14 protein-coding genes are annotated in these 16,307 nt (G+C 67.2%); 7 read left to right on the top strand and 7 right to left on the bottom strand.

What is annotated here, in order from left to right; translation table 11 throughout:
• Nucleotides 1–83: 83 nt before the first annotated feature.
• On the bottom strand, nucleotides 84–1,952 hold the full coding sequence (locus tag UU9_RS16310; RefSeq protein ID WP_007082869.1) for a DEAD/DEAH box helicase: 1,869 nt from the start codon (nucleotides 1,950–1,952) through the stop codon (nucleotides 84–86).
• Between the two features lie 154 nt (nucleotides 1,953–2,106).
• Here UU9_RS16310 and fghA point away from each other — a divergent pair, with 154 nt between their 5' ends.
• Nucleotides 2,107–2,949 carry an S-formylglutathione hydrolase gene (gene fghA, locus UU9_RS16315; protein WP_040671253.1) on the top strand — a complete coding sequence of 281 codons (843 nt, stop codon included), beginning with the start codon at nucleotides 2,107–2,109 and terminating at the stop codon, nucleotides 2,947–2,949.
• Between the two features lie 90 nt (nucleotides 2,950–3,039).
• Here the strand turns inward: fghA and UU9_RS16320 are convergent, their stop codons facing one another.
• Nucleotides 3,040–4,356: a DEAD/DEAH box helicase gene (locus tag UU9_RS16320; protein WP_007082871.1), complete on the bottom strand. Its 1,317-nt coding sequence runs from the start codon at nucleotides 4,354–4,356 to the stop codon at nucleotides 3,040–3,042.
• Between the two features lie 116 nt (nucleotides 4,357–4,472).
• Nucleotides 4,473–5,153: a class I SAM-dependent methyltransferase gene (locus tag UU9_RS16325; RefSeq protein WP_007082872.1), complete on the bottom strand. Its 681-nt coding sequence runs from the start codon at nucleotides 5,151–5,153 to the stop codon at nucleotides 4,473–4,475.
• A 186-nt stretch (nucleotides 5,154–5,339) separates the two neighbouring features.
• Here UU9_RS16325 and UU9_RS16330 point away from each other — a divergent pair, with 186 nt between their 5' ends.
• Nucleotides 5,340–5,825 carry an FKBP-type peptidyl-prolyl cis-trans isomerase gene (locus UU9_RS16330; protein WP_007082873.1) on the top strand — a complete coding sequence of 162 codons (486 nt, stop codon included), beginning with the start codon at nucleotides 5,340–5,342 and terminating at the stop codon, nucleotides 5,823–5,825.
• A gap of 142 nt (nucleotides 5,826–5,967) precedes the next feature.
• Here the strand turns inward: UU9_RS16330 and murU are convergent, their stop codons facing one another.
• Together murU and UU9_RS16340 are read right to left on the bottom strand one after the other, a co-directional pair.
• On the bottom strand, nucleotides 5,968–6,654 hold the full coding sequence (gene murU, locus UU9_RS16335) for an N-acetylmuramate alpha-1-phosphate uridylyltransferase MurU (protein WP_007082874.1): 687 nt from the start codon (nucleotides 6,652–6,654) through the stop codon (nucleotides 5,968–5,970).
• Nucleotides 6,651–7,691: an aminoglycoside phosphotransferase family protein gene (locus tag UU9_RS16340; protein WP_040671254.1), complete on the bottom strand. Its 1,041-nt coding sequence runs from the start codon at nucleotides 7,689–7,691 to the stop codon at nucleotides 6,651–6,653. The genes murU and UU9_RS16340 overlap by 4 nt, the downstream gene beginning before the upstream one ends.
• Nucleotides 7,692–7,839: 148 nt before the next feature.
• On the opposite strand from UU9_RS16340, the gene UU9_RS17395 reads away from it, so the two are divergent.
• The 4 genes from UU9_RS17395 (at nucleotide 7,840) to UU9_RS16360 (ending at nucleotide 13,849) form a co-directional block, all read left to right on the top strand.
• Nucleotides 7,840–8,226: a hypothetical protein gene (locus UU9_RS17395; protein WP_007082876.1), complete on the top strand. Its 387-nt coding sequence runs from the start codon at nucleotides 7,840–7,842 to the stop codon at nucleotides 8,224–8,226.
• Between the two features lie 72 nt (nucleotides 8,227–8,298).
• Nucleotides 8,299–9,564, top strand: a complete 1,266-nt coding sequence (locus tag UU9_RS16350) for a TolC family protein (RefSeq protein ID WP_007082877.1) — start codon at nucleotides 8,299–8,301, stop codon at nucleotides 9,562–9,564.
• A 146-nt stretch (nucleotides 9,565–9,710) separates the two neighbouring features.
• A complete protein-coding gene (locus tag UU9_RS16355) occupies nucleotides 9,711–10,739 on the top strand; it encodes an efflux RND transporter periplasmic adaptor subunit (RefSeq protein ID WP_007082878.1) in 1,029 nt (342 codons plus the stop codon).
• On the top strand, nucleotides 10,739–13,849 hold the full coding sequence (locus UU9_RS16360; RefSeq protein WP_007082879.1) for an efflux RND transporter permease subunit: 3,111 nt from the start codon (nucleotides 10,739–10,741) through the stop codon (nucleotides 13,847–13,849). Before UU9_RS16355 ends, UU9_RS16360 begins: the two co-directional genes overlap by 1 nt.
• 51 nt (nucleotides 13,850–13,900) lie before the next feature.
• Here UU9_RS16360 and UU9_RS16365 read toward each other — a convergent pair whose 3' ends face one another.
• Nucleotides 13,901–15,193 (bottom strand): ammonium transporter, encoded by a 1,293-nt coding sequence (locus UU9_RS16365; RefSeq protein WP_237710315.1) that lies wholly within the window; start codon nucleotides 15,191–15,193, stop codon nucleotides 13,901–13,903.
• Nucleotides 15,194–15,254: 61 nt separating this feature from the next.
• Nucleotides 15,255–15,593 (bottom strand): P-II family nitrogen regulator, encoded by a 339-nt coding sequence (locus UU9_RS16370; protein WP_007082881.1) that lies wholly within the window; start codon nucleotides 15,591–15,593, stop codon nucleotides 15,255–15,257.
• A 230-nt stretch (nucleotides 15,594–15,823) separates the two neighbouring features.
• Between UU9_RS16370 and UU9_RS16375 the strand changes: the two genes are divergently transcribed.
• A complete protein-coding gene (locus UU9_RS16375) occupies nucleotides 15,824–16,300 on the top strand; it encodes an SUF system Fe-S cluster assembly regulator (protein ID WP_007082882.1) in 477 nt (158 codons plus the stop codon).
• The last annotated feature ends 7 nt before the right edge of the window (nucleotides 16,301–16,307 follow it).

Raw genomic sequence — 16,307 nt, forward strand, 5'->3', positions numbered from 1 at the left:
GACTTCAGTCGCGATGCTCTTGCCCTGAAGCTCCAAGGCAAAAGCATCGCGGCTGAAGCCGCTCCCACAAAGTGCGGCACGGCTTACCGCCGATGCGGCGGCTTGCTGCCGGGCTTGAAGCCGCCCGGTTTCTTGTAGCCGCCAGGCTTGCGTGCAGCCGGCGCACTGCTGGATGCGGTGTCGTTGCCATCCCATTCGTGGATGCGCAGCTGCTGCTGCACCACCCACACCTTCTTCAGGTGATCGAACACTTCCGGCGGCATGCCGTCGGGCAGGTCGATCAGGCTGTAGTGGTCGCGGATGCTGAGGCGGCCGATGTACTGGCTGTCCAGGCCGGCTTCGTTGGCGATCGCGCCGATGATGTTGCCCGGCTTCACGCCGTGTTCGTGGCCCACCTCGATGCGGTAGGTACGCTTGCCCTGCTCGGTGGCGTGGGCGCGCACGGGGCGCTGGCCGAATTCGCGCGGCGCCTGCTCTTGTCCGGTGCGATCGTGTCCGGCCCGTTCGTGCAGGTGCGGCTTGTGCTCGCGCGGTGCCCGGGTATCGGTGCGTTCGCGTGAGGTGCGGTCGCTGCGCTCGCGCGTGCTGGGCTCGTACTTCTCGCGCTTCGGCGGCGGCGTCAGCAGCAGCGGCTGGTCGCCCTGCGCGATGCGCGCCAGCGCGGCGGCGATCTCGATCGCCGGCACGTTGTGCTCCTGCTCGTACTGCTCGATCAGCTTCTGGAACTCGCCCAGCTCGCCTTGCGCCAGCGTGTCGGTGATGCGCTGCTTGAACTTGCCGATGCGGACATCGTTGACCACCTCGACCGACGGCAGCTGCATCTGCTCGATCGGCTGGCGCGTGGCGCGCTCGATCGCGCCCAGCATGCCGCGCTCGCGCGGGCTCACGAACAAAATCGCCTCGCCGCTGCGCCCGGCGCGGCCGGTGCGGCCGATGCGATGCACGTAGCTTTCGGTGTCGTACGGGATGTCGAAGTTCAGCACGTGGCTGATGCGGTCCACATCCAGCCCGCGGGCGGCCACGTCGGTGGCCACCAGGATGTCCAGCTTGCCGTCCTTCAGCTGCTGGATCACCCGCTCGCGCTGCGCCTGGGCGATGTCGCCGTTGATCGCGGCGGCGGCCAGGCCGCGCGCCTGCAGCTTGCCGGCCAGCTCCTCGGTGGCCTGCTTGGTGCGCGCGAAGATGATCATCGCGTCGAACGGTTCGGCCTCCAGGATGCGGGTCAACGCATCGAGCTTGTGCATGCCGCTGACGAACCAGTAGCGCTGGTGGATGTTCGCCGCGGTGGTGGTGGAGGACTTGATGATGACCTCCACCGGATCCTTCAGGTGGCGCTGGGCGATCTTGCGGATCACCGCGGGCATGGTGGCCGAGAACAGCGCCACCTGGCGCTCGGGCGGCGTGGCGTGCAGCACTTTCTCGACGTCGTCGATGAAGCCCATGCGCAACATTTCGTCGGCTTCGTCCAGCACCAGGAAACGCAGCTCCGAAAGGTCGAGCGTACCCTTGTCAAGGTGATCGATCACGCGCCCGGGCGTGCCCACCACCACGTGCACGCCGCGCTTCAGCGCGTGCAGCTGGGGGCCGTAGCTCTGGCCGCCGTAGATCGGCAGCACCTGGAAGCCGGGGATGTGCGCCGCATAGCGCTGGAACGCCTCGGCCACCTGGATGGCCAGTTCGCGCGTGGGCGCCAGCACCAGCGCCTGCGGCTTGCCCGCGCGCGGATTGATGCGCGACAGGATCGGCAGCGCGAACGCGGCGGTCTTGCCGGTGCCGGTCTGCGCCTGGCCGAGGACGTCGCGGCCTTCCAGCAGCGGCGGGATGGTGGCGGCCTGGATCGGCGAGGGCGATTCATAGCCGACATCGGCCAGCACGCGCAGAACGTCGGGATGCAGCGCGAGTGCGCCGAAGCCGGACGGAACCGGGGCGTTGTCGGAAACGGGGGATGACATGGGGGTACCTCAAAACAGAAAGCAGCGTCGGAGAGGCGGCGCGCAAGCCGGCCATTCTATCAGGCCTGCTGGCACCGCGTTACGGGCGCGCGCTGAACGGGTGCTTCAGCCACGCGCGGATATGCTCGGCACATCGCGACCCACAGGAATCACGATGAGCACGCTTGAAACAATGTCCCGCCACCGCTGTCACGGCGGTGTGCAGGGGTTTTATCGCCACGCCTCGACGACTTGCGCCGGACCGATGCGTTTCGCGCTGTACCAACCGCCGCAGGCCGAACATCGGCCTTGCCCGGTGTTGTACTTCCTGGCCGGGCTCACCTGCACCGAGGAAACCGCCGCCATCAAGGCCGGCGCGCAACGGCTGGCCGCCGAGCTGGGGCTGATCCTGGTGATGCCCGACACCAGCCCGCGCGACACCGGTTTCGACGGCGCCACCGGCGATTGGGAGTTCGGCGAAGGCGCGGGCTTTTATGTCGATGCCACGGAGGCGCCGTGGTCAGCGCGCTTCCGCATGCACAGCTACGTGGTCGATGAACTGCCCGCGTTGATCGCCGCCAACTTTCCCGCCGATACCTCGCGCAGCGGCATCTGCGGCCATTCCATGGGCGGTCACGGCGCGCTGACCATCGCGCTGAAGCATCCCGAGCGTTACCGCTCGGTTTCCGCTTTCGCGCCCATCGTGGCGCCCAGCCAGGTGCCATGGGGACGCAAGGCGTTGCCGCGTTACCTGGGTGAAACCCCGGAAGCCTGGGCCGATTACGACGCCTGCGAACTGGTGCGGCGGCAAACCTTTCCCGGCACCATCCTGATCGACCAGGGCGAAGCGGACAACTTCCTGGAAGCGCAGCTGAAACCCGAGTTGTTCGACCAGGCCTGCGCCGAAGCCGGCCAGCCGCTGCTGTTGCGCCGGCACGCCGGCTACGACCACAGCTACTGGTTCATCAGCAGCTTCATCGACGATCACTTGCGCCATCACGCCGAGACGTTGGTTTAAAACCATGTGGGAGCGACTTCAGTCGCGATGCTTTTGCTTTGGAGCTCGAGGGCAAAGGCATCGCGGCTGAAGCCGCTCCCACAGGCCAGGTCAGGCCTTGGCGGCAGGACGATGGCTGGAGCGGCGACGTTGGTTGCCGGCGGCATGCTCGCCACGGCCCTGCGCGGCGTAGCCGTTCGGCCGCGCCGAGCCGGAGGGCTTGCCCTGGCGCGGCTGACGCTGACCGCCGCCGCCCTGCTTCGGACGCGGCGCGCCGGCATCGATGCGCAGCGGCGCGGAGGGCTCGTAACCGGCCACAGCAGTGATCGCGATGTCCTGCTTCAGCAGTTTGCGGATGTCGTACAGCAGGCCGCTTTCGTCATGGCTGACCAGCGACAGCGCCAGGCCTTCCATGCCGGCGCGGCCGGTGCGGCCAATGCGGTGCACGTAATCCTCGGCCACCGACGGCAGGTCGAAGTTGATCACGATCGGCAGCTGCTCGATGTCGATGCCGCGGGCGGCGATGTCGGTGGCCACCAGCACGGTGACGCGGCCGCTCTTGAAATCGCTGAGCGCGCGGGTGCGGGCGTTCTGGCTCTTGTTGCCGTGGATCGCGGCGCTGCGCAGGCCCGAGGCGTTGAGGTACGTCACCAGCTTGTCGGCGCCATGCTTGGTGCGGCTGAACACCAGGGTCTGGCGGCGGCTGTCCTGCGACAGCACGTGCAGCAGCAGGTCGCGCTTGCGCGACGCGTCGACCGGGTGCACCTGGTGGCTGACCAGGGTGGTGACGGTGTTCGGTGCGGAGACCGAGATCTCCTTCGGGTTGTGCATGAACTCCATCGCCAGCGTCTTGATCGCCGGTGCGAAGGTGGCCGAGAACAGCAGCGTCTGGCGCTTCTTCGGCACCGACTGCAGGATCCGCTTCAGCGCGGGCAGGAAGCCCATGTCCAGCATGCGGTCGGCTTCATCCAGGATCAGCGTTTCCACGGCGGACAGGTCCAGCGTGCGCTGCTGCATGTGGTCCATCAGGCGACCGGGGGTGGCGATGACCACGTCCACGCCACGGCGCAGCGCATTGATCTGCGGGCCCATGCTGACGCCGCCGAAGATGGTGGTGGCGCTGACCTGCATGTGCTTGCCGTAGCTGCGCATGTTGTCGTGGATCTGCGCGGCCAACTCACGGGTGGGGGTGAGGATCAGCGCGCGCGGACGGCGCGTCATGGTCTGGCCGGCGGTGGAAAGCTTCTGCAGCAGCGGCAGCGCGAACGCGGCGGTCTTGCCGGTGCCGGTCTGGGCGGCGGCGAGCAGGTCGTGGCCTTCCAGCGCGGCGGGAATGGCGGCGGCCTGGATCGGGGTTGCCTGCGTGTAGCCGTATTCGGAAAGCGCACGCAACAACGCGGGCGCAAGGCCCAGCGAATCAAAAGACATGTAACACTCCTGAGCAACCCGGAGTGTTCATACCGTGTTGCAGACTAAGGGGAAAGGGCGGCGATGCCGCAGCAATCAGGGGGATTGCGCCGCCGAGTATAACGGGTCGAGGCCGTTTACGCGCGTTTTTGTTCTGCGTCGTGAAATCGGGCCACCAGCAGATAGCTGTTGTACGGCGTGCGACCGCGCAGGGAGCTCACCTGCACGTCGAGGCCGGCCTGGCGCAGCGGCGCGCACAGTTCCTCCGCATCCGGGTAGTGCTGTGCACCACCGGGAATCCAGCCGGACACGCGCAGGAAGAATTCCTCCACCCGGGTGGCGTGGAAGCGCCAGTTGGGCTCGCGCAGCACGTTGCGGATCACCAAGGTCCCTTCGGGCGCCAGATGCGCGATCGCCACCGGCAACAGCGCCTGCTGCTGCGCGGCGCTCAGGTAATGCAATACGTCCAGCAGCGCCACGTGGCCATGCACCGGTGGCAGCGTGACGGCATCGGCACAGCGCAAATCCATCCGATCACCCAGCCCTGCCGCCGCCGCGGCTTCGCGTGCCGCGGTGATCTTGCGCGGGTCGTGGTCGACGCCGAGGTAGGGGGCTCGCATCCCCGCAGCCTGCAGGTACTGGCCCAGCAGGGCGATGCCGCAACCGATGTCGAGCAGCGGCAGCGACGAACCGCGCAGCAGATGGTCCACGGCGTCGTAGGCCGGATCGCAGGCGAGTTTCCAGCGCGCATACCATTGGTGGCCACGGTGGGCGTAATGGTGGGCGATACCGTTTCGCTGTGCGCGGTCGAGCGCCATGCCTGCCTCCATTGCCGTGGGGGAAGCGCCCGCATTTGCCGGTTGCGGCAGGCACTGCGCGTTGCAATGTCCGGGTGCGGCGTGACGGGCGGATGATGGCCGCTGATGGCAAGGTGGCGCCGCAGGGTCCCGGCGAGCCAAGGGTAAGCTAGAATCCGTCGTTTGTTCCCATCGACGAGACAGGCAATGAAGGCTGGCAAGGACAAGGTCATCGCGTTCCACTACACCCTCACGGTGAACGGCGAACAGGTGGAAAGCTCGCACGAACGCGACCAGCAGTTGTGGATCCTGCTGGGCCACGGCCAGCTGATTCCGGGGCTGGAAACAGCGCTGGAAGGCCACGAGGCCGGCGAGACGCTGGCGGTCGACGTGTCACCGGAGGAAGGTTACGGTGTGCGCCAGGAAGGTCAGGTCCAGCGCCTGTCGAAGAAGTACGTGCCGCAGGCCAACCGCCTCAAGCCCGGCGACGTCACCGTGCTGCGGATGAAGGAAGGCGGCCAGCGCGCGGTCACCGTGCACAAGGTGGGCATGAGCACCATCGACGTGGACATGAACCACCCGATGGCCGGCCAGACGCTGCATTTCGACGTGAGCATCAGCGAAGTGCGCGAGCCGACCGAGGACGAGCTGAAACACGGCCACGCCCATGCGCCGGATGCCGCCGCGCACTGAGCGGCGCACCGCCCCGAGAACGAAAAAAACGGCACCTCGCGGTGCCGTTTTTCGTTGTGGCAGGAGCGACTTCAGTCGCGATGCTTCTGCTCCGGAATTCAAAAGCATCGCGGCTGAAGCCGCTCCCACAAAAAACGCCGCGTTACGGGAGACTTTCCAATTCGGCCAGGCGCTGCGGCGTGCCCACATCGGTCCACATGCCGCGGAAGTGGCTGCCGCTGACCGCATCGTTCGCCATCGCCGCGCGCAGCAGCGGGGCCAGCTTGAAACGCGGCGGCCCTTCCGCATTGCCCACCACCTCGCGCCAACCCTGCAAAAGCTGCGGGCGATAGACGCCGATGCCGCTGAAGGTGAGCCGCGGCACGCCCGCGTCGTGCACCAGACCCTGCGTATCCAGCGCGAAATCGCCCTCGGGATGATGCGGTGGGTTGTCCACCAGCAACAGGTGGGCAAGGCCGGTCGGTTCGACGGGCAGGGCGGTGAAGTCGGCGTCGGTCCAGATGTCGCCGCTCACCGCGATGAACGGTTCGCTGCCCAGCAGCGGCAGCGCATTGAGCATGCCGCCGCCGGTTTCCAGCGGCTCCTCGCCTTCGTACGCGTAGCGGATGCGCAGGCCCCAGCGCGAACCGTCGCCCAGTGCGGCGGGAAACTGCTCGGCGAGATGCGACGTGTTGACCACCACGTAGTTCACGCCCGCGGCAGCCAGTTTTTCCAGATGCCACACGATCAGCGGTTTGCCACGCACCGTCAGCAACGGTTTGGGTGTGTGGTCGGTCAGTGGCCGCATGCGTTCGCCGCGACCGGCGGCGAAGATCAGCGCGTGCCTCATGCGGCCACCTGGCGCAGGTCGCGCGAATCCACGCAGCGTTGCAGCAGCGCCGCCAAACCGGCCAGTTCGGGGTAGCGCGCGGCCACCTCGATCACGTAGCCGTACACGCGCGGCAGGTCATCGAGATAGCCGGGCTTGCCGTCGCGGTAGCACAGCCGGCAGAAGATGCCGAGCACCTTGATGTGGCGCTGCAGGCCGGTGAGATCGAACCAGCGCAGGAACTGTTCGCGATCCACCGCGGCATCGATCAGCTGGGCGGCCCGCAAATGCAGCCGATAGCCTTCCACCCACGCTTCCACCCGCGGGCGGTCCCACGCGATGTAGCCATCGCGCAACAGCGAGGCCAGGTCGTAGGTGATCGGGCCGATCAGCGCGCCCTGGTAGTCGATGATGCCCGGCGTCGGCTGGCGCGTGGCGATGTTCTGCGGTCGGTTGCCATCCACGACCAGCAGGTTGCGGCTGTGGTAATCGCGGTGCACGAAGCCCTGCGGCTGCGCCAGCGCGTTGTGCAGCAGGACGGTGAAGCCCGCTTCCAGCACGTCCCACTCTTCGCAGCTGGGCGTGTAGCCCAAGTGCCGGCGCAGGAACCATTCGGGCATCAGCTCCAGCTCGCGTTGCAAAAAGTCACGGCTGTAGCTCTGCATGCCGCTGGTATCCACATCGCGCTGCATGCGCAGCAGCGCCTGCAGCGCGTCGCCGTACAGGGCGTCGACGGTGGCGTCGTTCAATACCGGCAGATACAGCGTCGAGCCCAGGTCCTCGATCAGCAGAAAGCCTTCTTGCAGATCGTGCGCGCGTACCGCGGGCACGTGCAGGCCGGCGGCGGCCAGCCGCGCGCCGATCTCCAGCCACGGCCGCGGGTCCTCCTGCGCGGGCGGCGAATCCATCACGATCCAGCTTTGCCCCGCATGGTTCGTGCGCCAGTAGCTGCGGAAGCTGGCATCGGCCGAGGCGGGCGTGAGCTCGAGGGTGTTGTCGTCCAGCACCTGGCGGGTCCAGGCGAGGCGGGCGGCGTGACGTTCGGGTGGGAGGGTCATCCCGTCAGCTTAGCGAGGCGCATGGGCGGGAGAAAGCGAGCTGGCGTGGTTTTCGCCATCCATCGCCGGGCGGTCGCTCTGTGGCGGGTTGTCGCGCGGTACCCGATGCAATTGTCTAACAGCGGGGTTCTCGCCTAGCATCCGCGCCATGCCTGCGTCGCCCCCCTTGCTGACCCGACTGCGCCGCCGCTCCCGCGGCATGGGTTGGCTGTGCGCGTTGTTGATCATGGCGAAGCTGGTGATCGCCACGGGCTGCCTCGCCAACGACGCGCCGACCGCGCCGCTCGCCACCGGACCGGTGGCGGCGCTGGCCGCTGATGTGGCCGTCGCCGATGTGACGGTCGGTGCGGACACGACCACGTGCTGGCACACGGACACCGGCGATTGCCACTGCCATTGCGCGCATACCTTGCCGCTGGCCAGCGATACGTCCATGCGTGGCGTCATGCCGTGGCCGGCATCGGCTTTTGTGGCCACGCTGCCGGTGCTGAGTTCGCCACCGACACAGAACGAGTTGCGCCCTCCCATCGCCTGAAACCGCTCCGTTGTGCGATGCAACCGCTGCCGCGGTTCGTTGCTTCGTGACCCGTTTTCAGGAGATTTCCCCATGCTTGTCTTGCGTTCGGTGCCGCTGGGTACCGCGTGTCTGTTGTATGCGTCGCTGCTGGGTGCCGCGCCCGTTTCCGAACCGTCGCCGATGGCCGCCGCGCCACTGCGCGCGGCGTTGCACACCGTCTGGCAGGCCAGCCCCGAGGTACAGGCGGCGCGGGCCGAGCGGGAGGCCGCGCGTGCCCATGCGCAGGCCGCGGCGCAGCCGCTGTACAACCCGGAGCTGTCGATGGAGGCGGAGAACGCCGACGTCGACCGGCGCGTGGCCGGGCTCAGCCTGGCGCTGGACCTGTCCGGCAAGCGCCGTGCCCGCGCCAGCCAGGGCGAGGCCGACGTGCAGGCCAGCGAGGCGGGCTATGCGATGCTGCGTCGCGATGTCGCCGCGCGCTGGCTGAAGGCCTGGTCCGGCGCGGCGCTGGCACAACGGCAAAGCGAGCTGGGCCGGCAGCGGCTGGGCTTGATGCAACGTTTCGATGAGCTGGCCGCGCAGCGTCTGCAGGTGGGCGACGTCAGCAGTCCCGAGCGCGATCTGGCGGGTCTCGCACTGGCCGAGGCACAGATGCAGCAGGCGTCGCTGATCGGACACGAAGCGGCTGCGCGTGCGGCCTTGGTGGCGATCGGCGGAGCGTCGTCGATAGCGCTGCCGTCGTTGCCGGAAGGCTTGCCGCCCTCCGTCGACAGTTTCGCGCCGCTGGCCGCCGATGCCTTGCCGGAACTGCAGCAGGCCCGCGCCCTGCAGCAAAGCGCTGAAGCCGGTGTACAGATGGCACGCCGCGCGCGCGTGCCGGACCCCGCCGTGAGCCTGGTGGGCGGGCAGATCCACAGCGGGCCGCGCAGCGATCGGGTGATCGGCCTCAGCGTGTCGGTGCCGCTGCCCGTGCTCAACAGCGGCCGTGCCGAGGTGGCGGCCGCACGCGCCGAGGTCGAGGCTGCCGACGCGCGGCTGCGCTCGCGCCAGTTCGCGCAGCGCGCCGGCCTGCAGGAAGCGCAGGCGCGCTACGTCGCCTTGCGCGAGGCAGCGATGGCGTTCCGTGGTGGCCGCGCCGCCGCGTTCGGCGATCGCACCGCCTTGCTGGAAAAGCTCTGGCGCGCGGGCGAGATCAGCACCTCCGATTACCTCACCCAGCTCAAGCAAAGCCTGGACACCGCGCTGTCCGGCCGCGAGCTGGAAAGCCAGGCCTGGCAGGCCTGGTTCGATTACCTCACCGCGGCGGGCCGTCTCACCGACTGGCTCGATGGCCGCACTCAGGATGCTTCCCGATGATGACCATATTTCTACGCCTGCTGGCCTGTAGGAGCGCACCCAGTGCGCGAACCACGTCACCGCGTCGCCGCGCGTTTTCGCGCACAGGGTGCGCTCCTACAGGTTTCCTGCTGGGGTTGGCCTTGTTTGCGGCGCTGGCTTGCGCCATGCCCGTGCACGCCGCCGAGGAAGACCCACTGACGCTGGACGCGGCGACGATCAAGGAGGTCGGCATCGCCGTCGACAAGCTGGCCCTGCGCACCCTTGCCGATGAACTGAAAGCGCCCGGCGAAGTGCGCGCCGACGCTTATTCCACCGTGCTGGTGTCGCCGCGGGTGGCGTCGCAGGTGCTGGCGCGCAAGGCGCGGCTGGGCGACGTGGTGAAGGCGGGTCAGCCGCTGGTGGTGCTGTCCAGCGTGCAGGTGGCCGAGACCCAGGGTGCGTTGATCGTGGCCGAGCAGGACTGGCAGCGCATCGCCGCGCTGGGGCCGCAGGCGGTGTCGGCGCGGCGCTACAACGAGGCGAAAGTGCAGCGCGATCAGGCGCGCGCCAAGCTGCGTGCGTACGGCCTTTCGGACGGCCAGATCGGCGCCTTGCTGCACAAGGGTTCGGCCGGCGCCGATGGCAGTTTCGAGTTGTTGGCGCCCACCGCCGGGCGCATCACTACCGATGAATTCCTGCTTGGCGAACGGGTGGGGCCGGGCCGCGCGCTGTTCACCCTGGTCGAGGAAGACACGGTGTGGGTGGTGGCGCAGATGGCGCCGGCCGAGGCCGAGCGGACCAAGCCCGGCGGCAGCGCACGCGTCCTCGTGCACGACAACGCCATCGCCGGCACCGTGATCGGCCGCTCGCACCAGACCGATGAACGCACCCGCACGGTTCCCGTGCGCATCGAAGTGGACAACCGCAAGGATCTGCTGCACCCGGGCGAGTTGGTGGAAGTGCGCCTCGCGGTCGGCGGCAGCACGCAGCAACTGGCGCTGCCGGATGAGGCGATCGTGCTGTTGCAGAACCAGTCCACCGTGTTTGTGGCCAAGGGCAATGGCCGCTTCGAACCGGTGGCGGTGATGACGGGCGACACCCGCGAAGGCTGGACGGTGATCGCCCAGGGCCTCAAGCCCGGCGACCGCTACGTGCGCAAGGGCGCGTTCGCGCTGAAGGCGCGGTTGCTGCGCTCGCAGTTGGGAGAACACTGATGCTGGAACGATTGGTCGCCCTCTCGTTGCGCTACAAGGTCCTGGTGCTGATCGTGTTCGCGGTGATCGGTTTTCTCGGCTTCCAGGCCGTACGCCAGTTGCCGATCGACGCGTTTCCCGATGTCACCCCGGTACAGGTCAACGTGTATACCGAAGCGGCCGGCCTCGCCGCGGAAGACGTGGAACTGTTGCTGACCACACCGGTGGAGTCGGCGCTGGCCGGCCTGCCCAAGGTGGAGGAAATACGTTCGGTCAGCCTGTTCGGGTTGTCGTACGTGTCGGTGAACTTCGACGACAGTATGGACGTCTATTTCGCCCGCCAGCTGGTCAACGAGCGCCTGCAGCAAGTGGGCGACCGATTGCCGGCCGGTTATGGAAAGCCGGAGATGGGGCCAAACGTCTCCGGTCTCGGTCAGGTGTTCTGGTACACGGTGGAGCGCGCCGACGACACACGGACGGATGCGCCCAGCGACATGGACCTGCGCACCCTGCAGGACTGGAATATCCGGCTGATCCTGCGCACCGCGCCGGGCGTCGATGACGTCACCTCGTGGGGCGGGCAGGAGAAGCAGTACCAGGTGCGCGTGAACCCGATGAAGCTGATCGCCCATCAGCTCGGTTTCAAGGAGGTGATCGAGGCGCTGCAGGCGAACAACGCGCAGGTCGGTGGCAACTTCATCGACGTGGGCCGCGAGCAATACCTGGTGCGCGGGCTGGGCCTGATCCGCAACGCGAAGGACCTGGGCAACATCGTGCTGAAGACCGACGACGGCACGCCGGTCTACGTGCGCGACGTGGCCACCATCGTCGAGGCGGGCGCACCGCGTACCGGCGCGGTGACCCGTGACGGCAAGGAGGTGGTGCTGGGCATGGCGCTAGCGCGCATCGGCGAAAACGCCAAGAGTGTGGTCGAGGCGGTCAAGGCCAAACTCGACACGGTGAAGTCGTCGTTGCCGCCGGGCGTGGTGGTGAAACCGGTGTACGAGCGCACCGAACTGGTCAACGCGTCGGTAGGTACGGCGGTGCGCGCGCTGGTCGAAGGTTCGATCCTGGTGGCGCTGGTGCTGTTCCTGTTCCTGGGCGAATTGCGCAGCGCGCTGGTCGTGGTGGTGGCGTTGCCGCTGGCGATGCTGATCGCCTTCATCTGCATGAATCAGGCGGGCCTGTCGGCCAACCTGATGTCGCTGGCCGGGCTGGCCATCGGCATCGGCATGATGGTGGACGGCGCGGTGGTGATGGTGGAAAACGCCTACCGCATCATGGCCGAGCGCAAGGCGCTCGGCGGCCCGGTGGATCGCACGGCGGCGGTGCTGGAGGCGGCGCGCGAGGTGGCCCATCCGATCGCGTTCGCCATCCTGATCATCATCGTGGTGTTCCTGCCGCTGTTCAGCCTGCAGGGGCTGGAGGGCAAGATGTTCAAGCCAATGGCGTTCAACATCAGCTTCGCCATGGCCGGCTCGCTGGTGCTGGCGTTGACCCTGATTCCGGTGCTCTCCGCGCTGGTGCTGAAACCGAAGGAGGAAAAGGACACCCGGCTGGTGGCGTTCCTGAAACGCCACTACGCCACCGTGCTGACGTGGTCGCTGGCCCATCGCAAACGCGTGCTGGGCATCGCCGTGGGCCTGTTGCTGGGCAGCCTCGCGCTGTTCCCGTTCCTGGGCAAGGAGTTCATGCCCAACCTGAAAGAGGGCGCCATCATGTGGCGCGTCACCTCGATTCCGTCGGCGTCGCTGGACGAGTCGATCGATATCTCGCATCAGGTGTCGGCACTGATCAAGCAGAAGTTTCCCGAAGTGGAAACCACATTGGCAATGATCGGTCGCGCCGAGAAGGGCGAGACGGCGGATGTGAATTACATGGAGGTGTACACGCCGCTGAAGCCGAAGAGTGAGTGGCGCAAGGGCGCGACGCTGGAAAGTCTCGAAGAGGACATGCAGAAGGTCCTGACCGACGCCTTGCCCACGGCGGTGGTGAGCTACACCCAGCCGATCCAGATGCGCATCGAGGAACTGATCTCCGGCGTGCGCGCCACGCTGGCGCTGAAGATCTACGGCGACGACCTGGGCGAGCTGGACCGGCTCAGCGCCCGCATCAAGAACGTGCTGGCCGGCGTGCCTGGCGTGGCCGATCTGGCACTCGAAGCGAACCTGGGCAAGCCGCAGATCCGCATCCAGGTGGATCGCGATGCGCTGGCCCGCTACGGCCTGAACGCCGACGACGTGCTGGCGGTGGTGAAGAACGGCATCGGCGGCGAGCCGGTGACGACCCTGCTCGATGGCGTGAAGCGCTTCGATATCGCGGTGCGGCTGGACGATGCGGACAAGGCCGACCTCTCGGCGATCCGGCGCATCCCGATCCGCACATCGAGCGGCGCGCTGGTGCAGTTGGCGCAGGTGGCCGTGGTCGACGAGGCGGAAGGCTATGCGTTCATCCGCCGCGAGCAGCTGCAGCGCTACGCGGTGATCCAGATGGACGTGCGCGGGCGCGACATCGACGGTTTCGTCAACGAGGCCAATGCGGCGATCGCGCAGCAGGTGACGCTGCCGACCGGCTATTACCGCGAGTGGGGCGGTGCGTTCGAGAATCAGCAGCGCGCGTTGAAGCGGCTGTCGCTGATCGTGCCGGCCACGATCTTCTTCATCTTCGTCTTGCTGTACACCGCGTTCAATTCGGTGAAACACGCGGCGTTGATTCTCGCCAATGTGCCGTTCGCCACCATCGGCGGGCTGCTTGGGCTGGCGCTTACCGGGCAATACCTGTCGGTGCCGTCGGCGATCGGTTTCATCGCGGTGTTCGGCGTGGCGATGTTGAACGGCATCGTGCTGGTGAGTTTCTTGAACGAGCAGCGCGGGAAGGGATTGGCCGTGCGTGATGCGGTGATCCGCGGCACCGCGCTGCGTTTGCGGCCGGTGCTGATGACCGCCAGCGTGGCGATCCTGGGGCTGGTGCCGATGCTGCTGTCCAGTGGCGTGGGTGCGGAAACCCAGCGCCCGCTGGCCACCGTGGTGGTCGGTGGCCTGATCACCTCGACCATGCTGACCCTGATCCTGCTGCCGGTGCTGTACGACTGGATCGAGGAGCGTGCGGCACGTCGGCACGAAGGTGGATGACCGTGGCGGATGGCGACATGGCGCGCGGCCATGTCGCCATCCACCGTCCACTCAGGAGAGGTTGTAGGCACGCTCCTCGTGCAGCGCCAGATCCAGGCCGATCTGCTCCTGTTCGTCGTCCACGCGCAGGCCGATGGTCCAGTCGATCAGCTTCAGCACCAGCAACGTCAGCACGCCACTCCACACGATGGTGAAGCCCACGCCCTTGCACTGGATCCACAGCTGCGCCCAGGGATGCTCGACGCTGCCGAAGCCGCCCAGCGCCGCGGCCGCGAACGGGCCGGTGAGCAGGGCGCCCACGATGCCGGCGACGGCATGCACACCGAACACGTCCAGGCTGTCGTCGTAGCCGAAGTAATGCTTCAGCCGGGTGGCGCAGAAGAAGCAGATCATGCCCGCCACGGCGCCCAGCACCAGCGCGCCGCCGGGGCCGATGGTGCCGGCGGCGGGGGTGATCGCCACCAGACCGGCCACCGCGCCCGAGGCAATGCCCAGCACGCTGGCGCGGCGGTGGATGATCCACTCCACACCCATCCAGCCCAGCGCCGCGGCGGCGGTGGCGATCTGTGTCACCAGCATCGCCATGCCGGCGGTGCCGTTGGCCGCTACCGCCGATCCGGCATTGAAGCCGAACCAGCCCAACCACAGCATGCTGGCGCCGATCAGCGTGTAGCCGAGGTTGTGCGGCGGCATCGCGGTGTGCGGATAACCGCGCCGCTTGCCCAGCACCAGGCAGGCCACCAGGCCGGCGATGCCCGCGTTGATGTGCACCACCGTGCCGCCGGCGAAGTCCAGCACGCCGATGTCGCCCAGGAACGAGCCGGGGCCGCCCCACACCATGTGCGCCATCGGCAGGTAGACCAGCGTGAACCAGCCGGCGGTGAACAACATCAGCGCCGAGAACTTCATGCGCTCGGCCACCGCGCCCACGATCAGCGCCGGCGTGATGATGGCGAAGGTGAGCTGGAACATCGCGAACACGCTTTCCGGCACATGGGCGTACAGGCTGGCTGGCGTCATCCCCGCGAACATCGCACGATCCAGGCCGCCGATGAACGAGTGCAGGTTGGTGACCCCCGCCTGCATGCCCTCGGTGCTGAAGGCCATGCTGTAGCCGTACAACAGCCACAACACGCTGACCAGCGCGGTGATGGCGAAACACTGCATCAATACCGACAACAGGTTCTTGGCCCGCACCATGCCGCCGTAGAACAGCGCCAGCCCCGGTATCGTCATCAGCAACACCAGCATGGTGGCCGTCAGCATCCATGCCGTGTCGCCGCTGTCCGGCGCGACCGGTGCCTGCGCCATCGCCGGCAATGCCAGCAGGCTGCCGCCAATCACGAGCCCGCCTCGTACCATCAGGCGGCGACCGAATCCCCAATCCCTAATCCCGAATCCCGTTTCAGAGCGCATCGACGTCGGACTCCTGTGTGCGGATACGAATGGCCTGTTCCAGATCGCTGACGAAGACCTTGCCGTCGCCGATCTTGCCGGTGCGGGCGGCGCCGCTGATGGCTTCGATCACCTGCTCCAGCTGCTCGTCGGCCACCGCGACTTCGACCTTCAGCTTGGGCAGGAAATCGACCACGTACTCGGCGCCGCGATACAACTCGGTATGGCCGCGCTGTCGACCGAAGCCCTTCACTTCGGTAACGGTCATGCCTTGCACGCCCGCTTCCGACAGGGCCTCGTGCACGCTGTCCAGGGTGAAGGGTTTGATGATGGCTGTGATCCACTTCATGGCGCTTTTCCTCGGCGGTGAGGCTTCGGAAGGAGCACGATGCATGCCACTTCGCCACGCTTGGTAGAGGCCAAGTTTTTCAATGGGTTGCAGACCGTCCGCGTGGAAACTTGCACGGTGATCGGGCATTGCGATCCATGCTTTCCCCTCGATGGTGCGCTGCAGCGGCATTGACCGCGGCGGCGCTAATCAGTACCATTTTGGTCCCGATTCAATCCGGCCCGGTTCCCATGCTCCGCGTCAGCCGTTTGACCGATTACGCCACGGTGGTGATGGCTTTCATCGCCACCCATCCCGACCACGTGCACAGCGCCGTGCAGATCGCCGAGGAAACGCGGCTGGAGCTGCCTACGGTGAGCAAGCTGCTGAAGACGCTGGGCCACGCGTCGCTGGTGGAATCGTTCCGCGGCGTCAACGGCGGCTACCGGCTGGCGCGCCCGGCCACCGAGATATCGCTGGCCGAAATCGTCGAGGCGCTGGAAGGCCCGCTGGGCATGACCGAATGCAGCATCGCCGAAGGCCAGTGCGACCGCGAGGCGCAATGCGGCGTGCGCGGCAGCTGGCAACAGATCAACAACGTGCTGGACATCGCGCTGCGCGCGGTAAGCCTGGCCGACATGATGAAACCGCCGCCGCCGAAACGTCGCATCGCCATGCAGGTGATCGAGAGCGCGCCCATCCCCGCCGGCGCGGCCACCACGGAATGAAAGACGC

Source organism: Rhodanobacter fulvus Jip2 (assembly GCF_000264315.1).
GTDB lineage: Bacteria > Pseudomonadota > Gammaproteobacteria > Xanthomonadales > Rhodanobacteraceae > Rhodanobacter > Rhodanobacter fulvus.

Coding starts and splice junctions, on each gene's coding strand:
- UU9_RS17395 (WP_007082876.1), top strand. CDS start 7,840: ATGCCTGCGTCGCCCCCCTTGCTGACCCGACTGCGCCGCCGCTCCCGC.
- UU9_RS16340 (WP_040671254.1), bottom strand. CDS start 7,691: ATGACCCTCCCACCCGAACGTCACGCCGCCCGCCTCGCCTGGACCCGC.
- UU9_RS16370 (WP_007082881.1), bottom strand. CDS start 15,593: ATGAAGTGGATCACAGCCATCATCAAACCCTTCACCCTGGACAGCGTG.
- murU (WP_007082874.1), bottom strand. CDS start 6,654: ATGAGGCACGCGCTGATCTTCGCCGCCGGTCGCGGCGAACGCATGCGG.
- UU9_RS16350 (WP_007082877.1), top strand. CDS start 8,299: ATGCTTGTCTTGCGTTCGGTGCCGCTGGGTACCGCGTGTCTGTTGTAT.
- UU9_RS16310 (WP_007082869.1), bottom strand. CDS start 1,952: ATGTCATCCCCCGTTTCCGACAACGCCCCGGTTCCGTCCGGCTTCGGC.
- UU9_RS16320 (WP_007082871.1), bottom strand. CDS start 4,356: ATGTCTTTTGATTCGCTGGGCCTTGCGCCCGCGTTGTTGCGTGCGCTT.
- UU9_RS16355 (WP_007082878.1), top strand. CDS start 9,711: ATGCCCGTGCACGCCGCCGAGGAAGACCCACTGACGCTGGACGCGGCG.
- fghA (WP_040671253.1), top strand. CDS start 2,107: ATGAGCACGCTTGAAACAATGTCCCGCCACCGCTGTCACGGCGGTGTG.
- UU9_RS16360 (WP_007082879.1), top strand. CDS start 10,739: ATGCTGGAACGATTGGTCGCCCTCTCGTTGCGCTACAAGGTCCTGGTG.
- UU9_RS16330 (WP_007082873.1), top strand. CDS start 5,340: ATGAAGGCTGGCAAGGACAAGGTCATCGCGTTCCACTACACCCTCACG.
- UU9_RS16325 (WP_007082872.1), bottom strand. CDS start 5,153: ATGGCGCTCGACCGCGCACAGCGAAACGGTATCGCCCACCATTACGCC.
- UU9_RS16375 (WP_007082882.1), top strand. CDS start 15,824: ATGCTCCGCGTCAGCCGTTTGACCGATTACGCCACGGTGGTGATGGCT.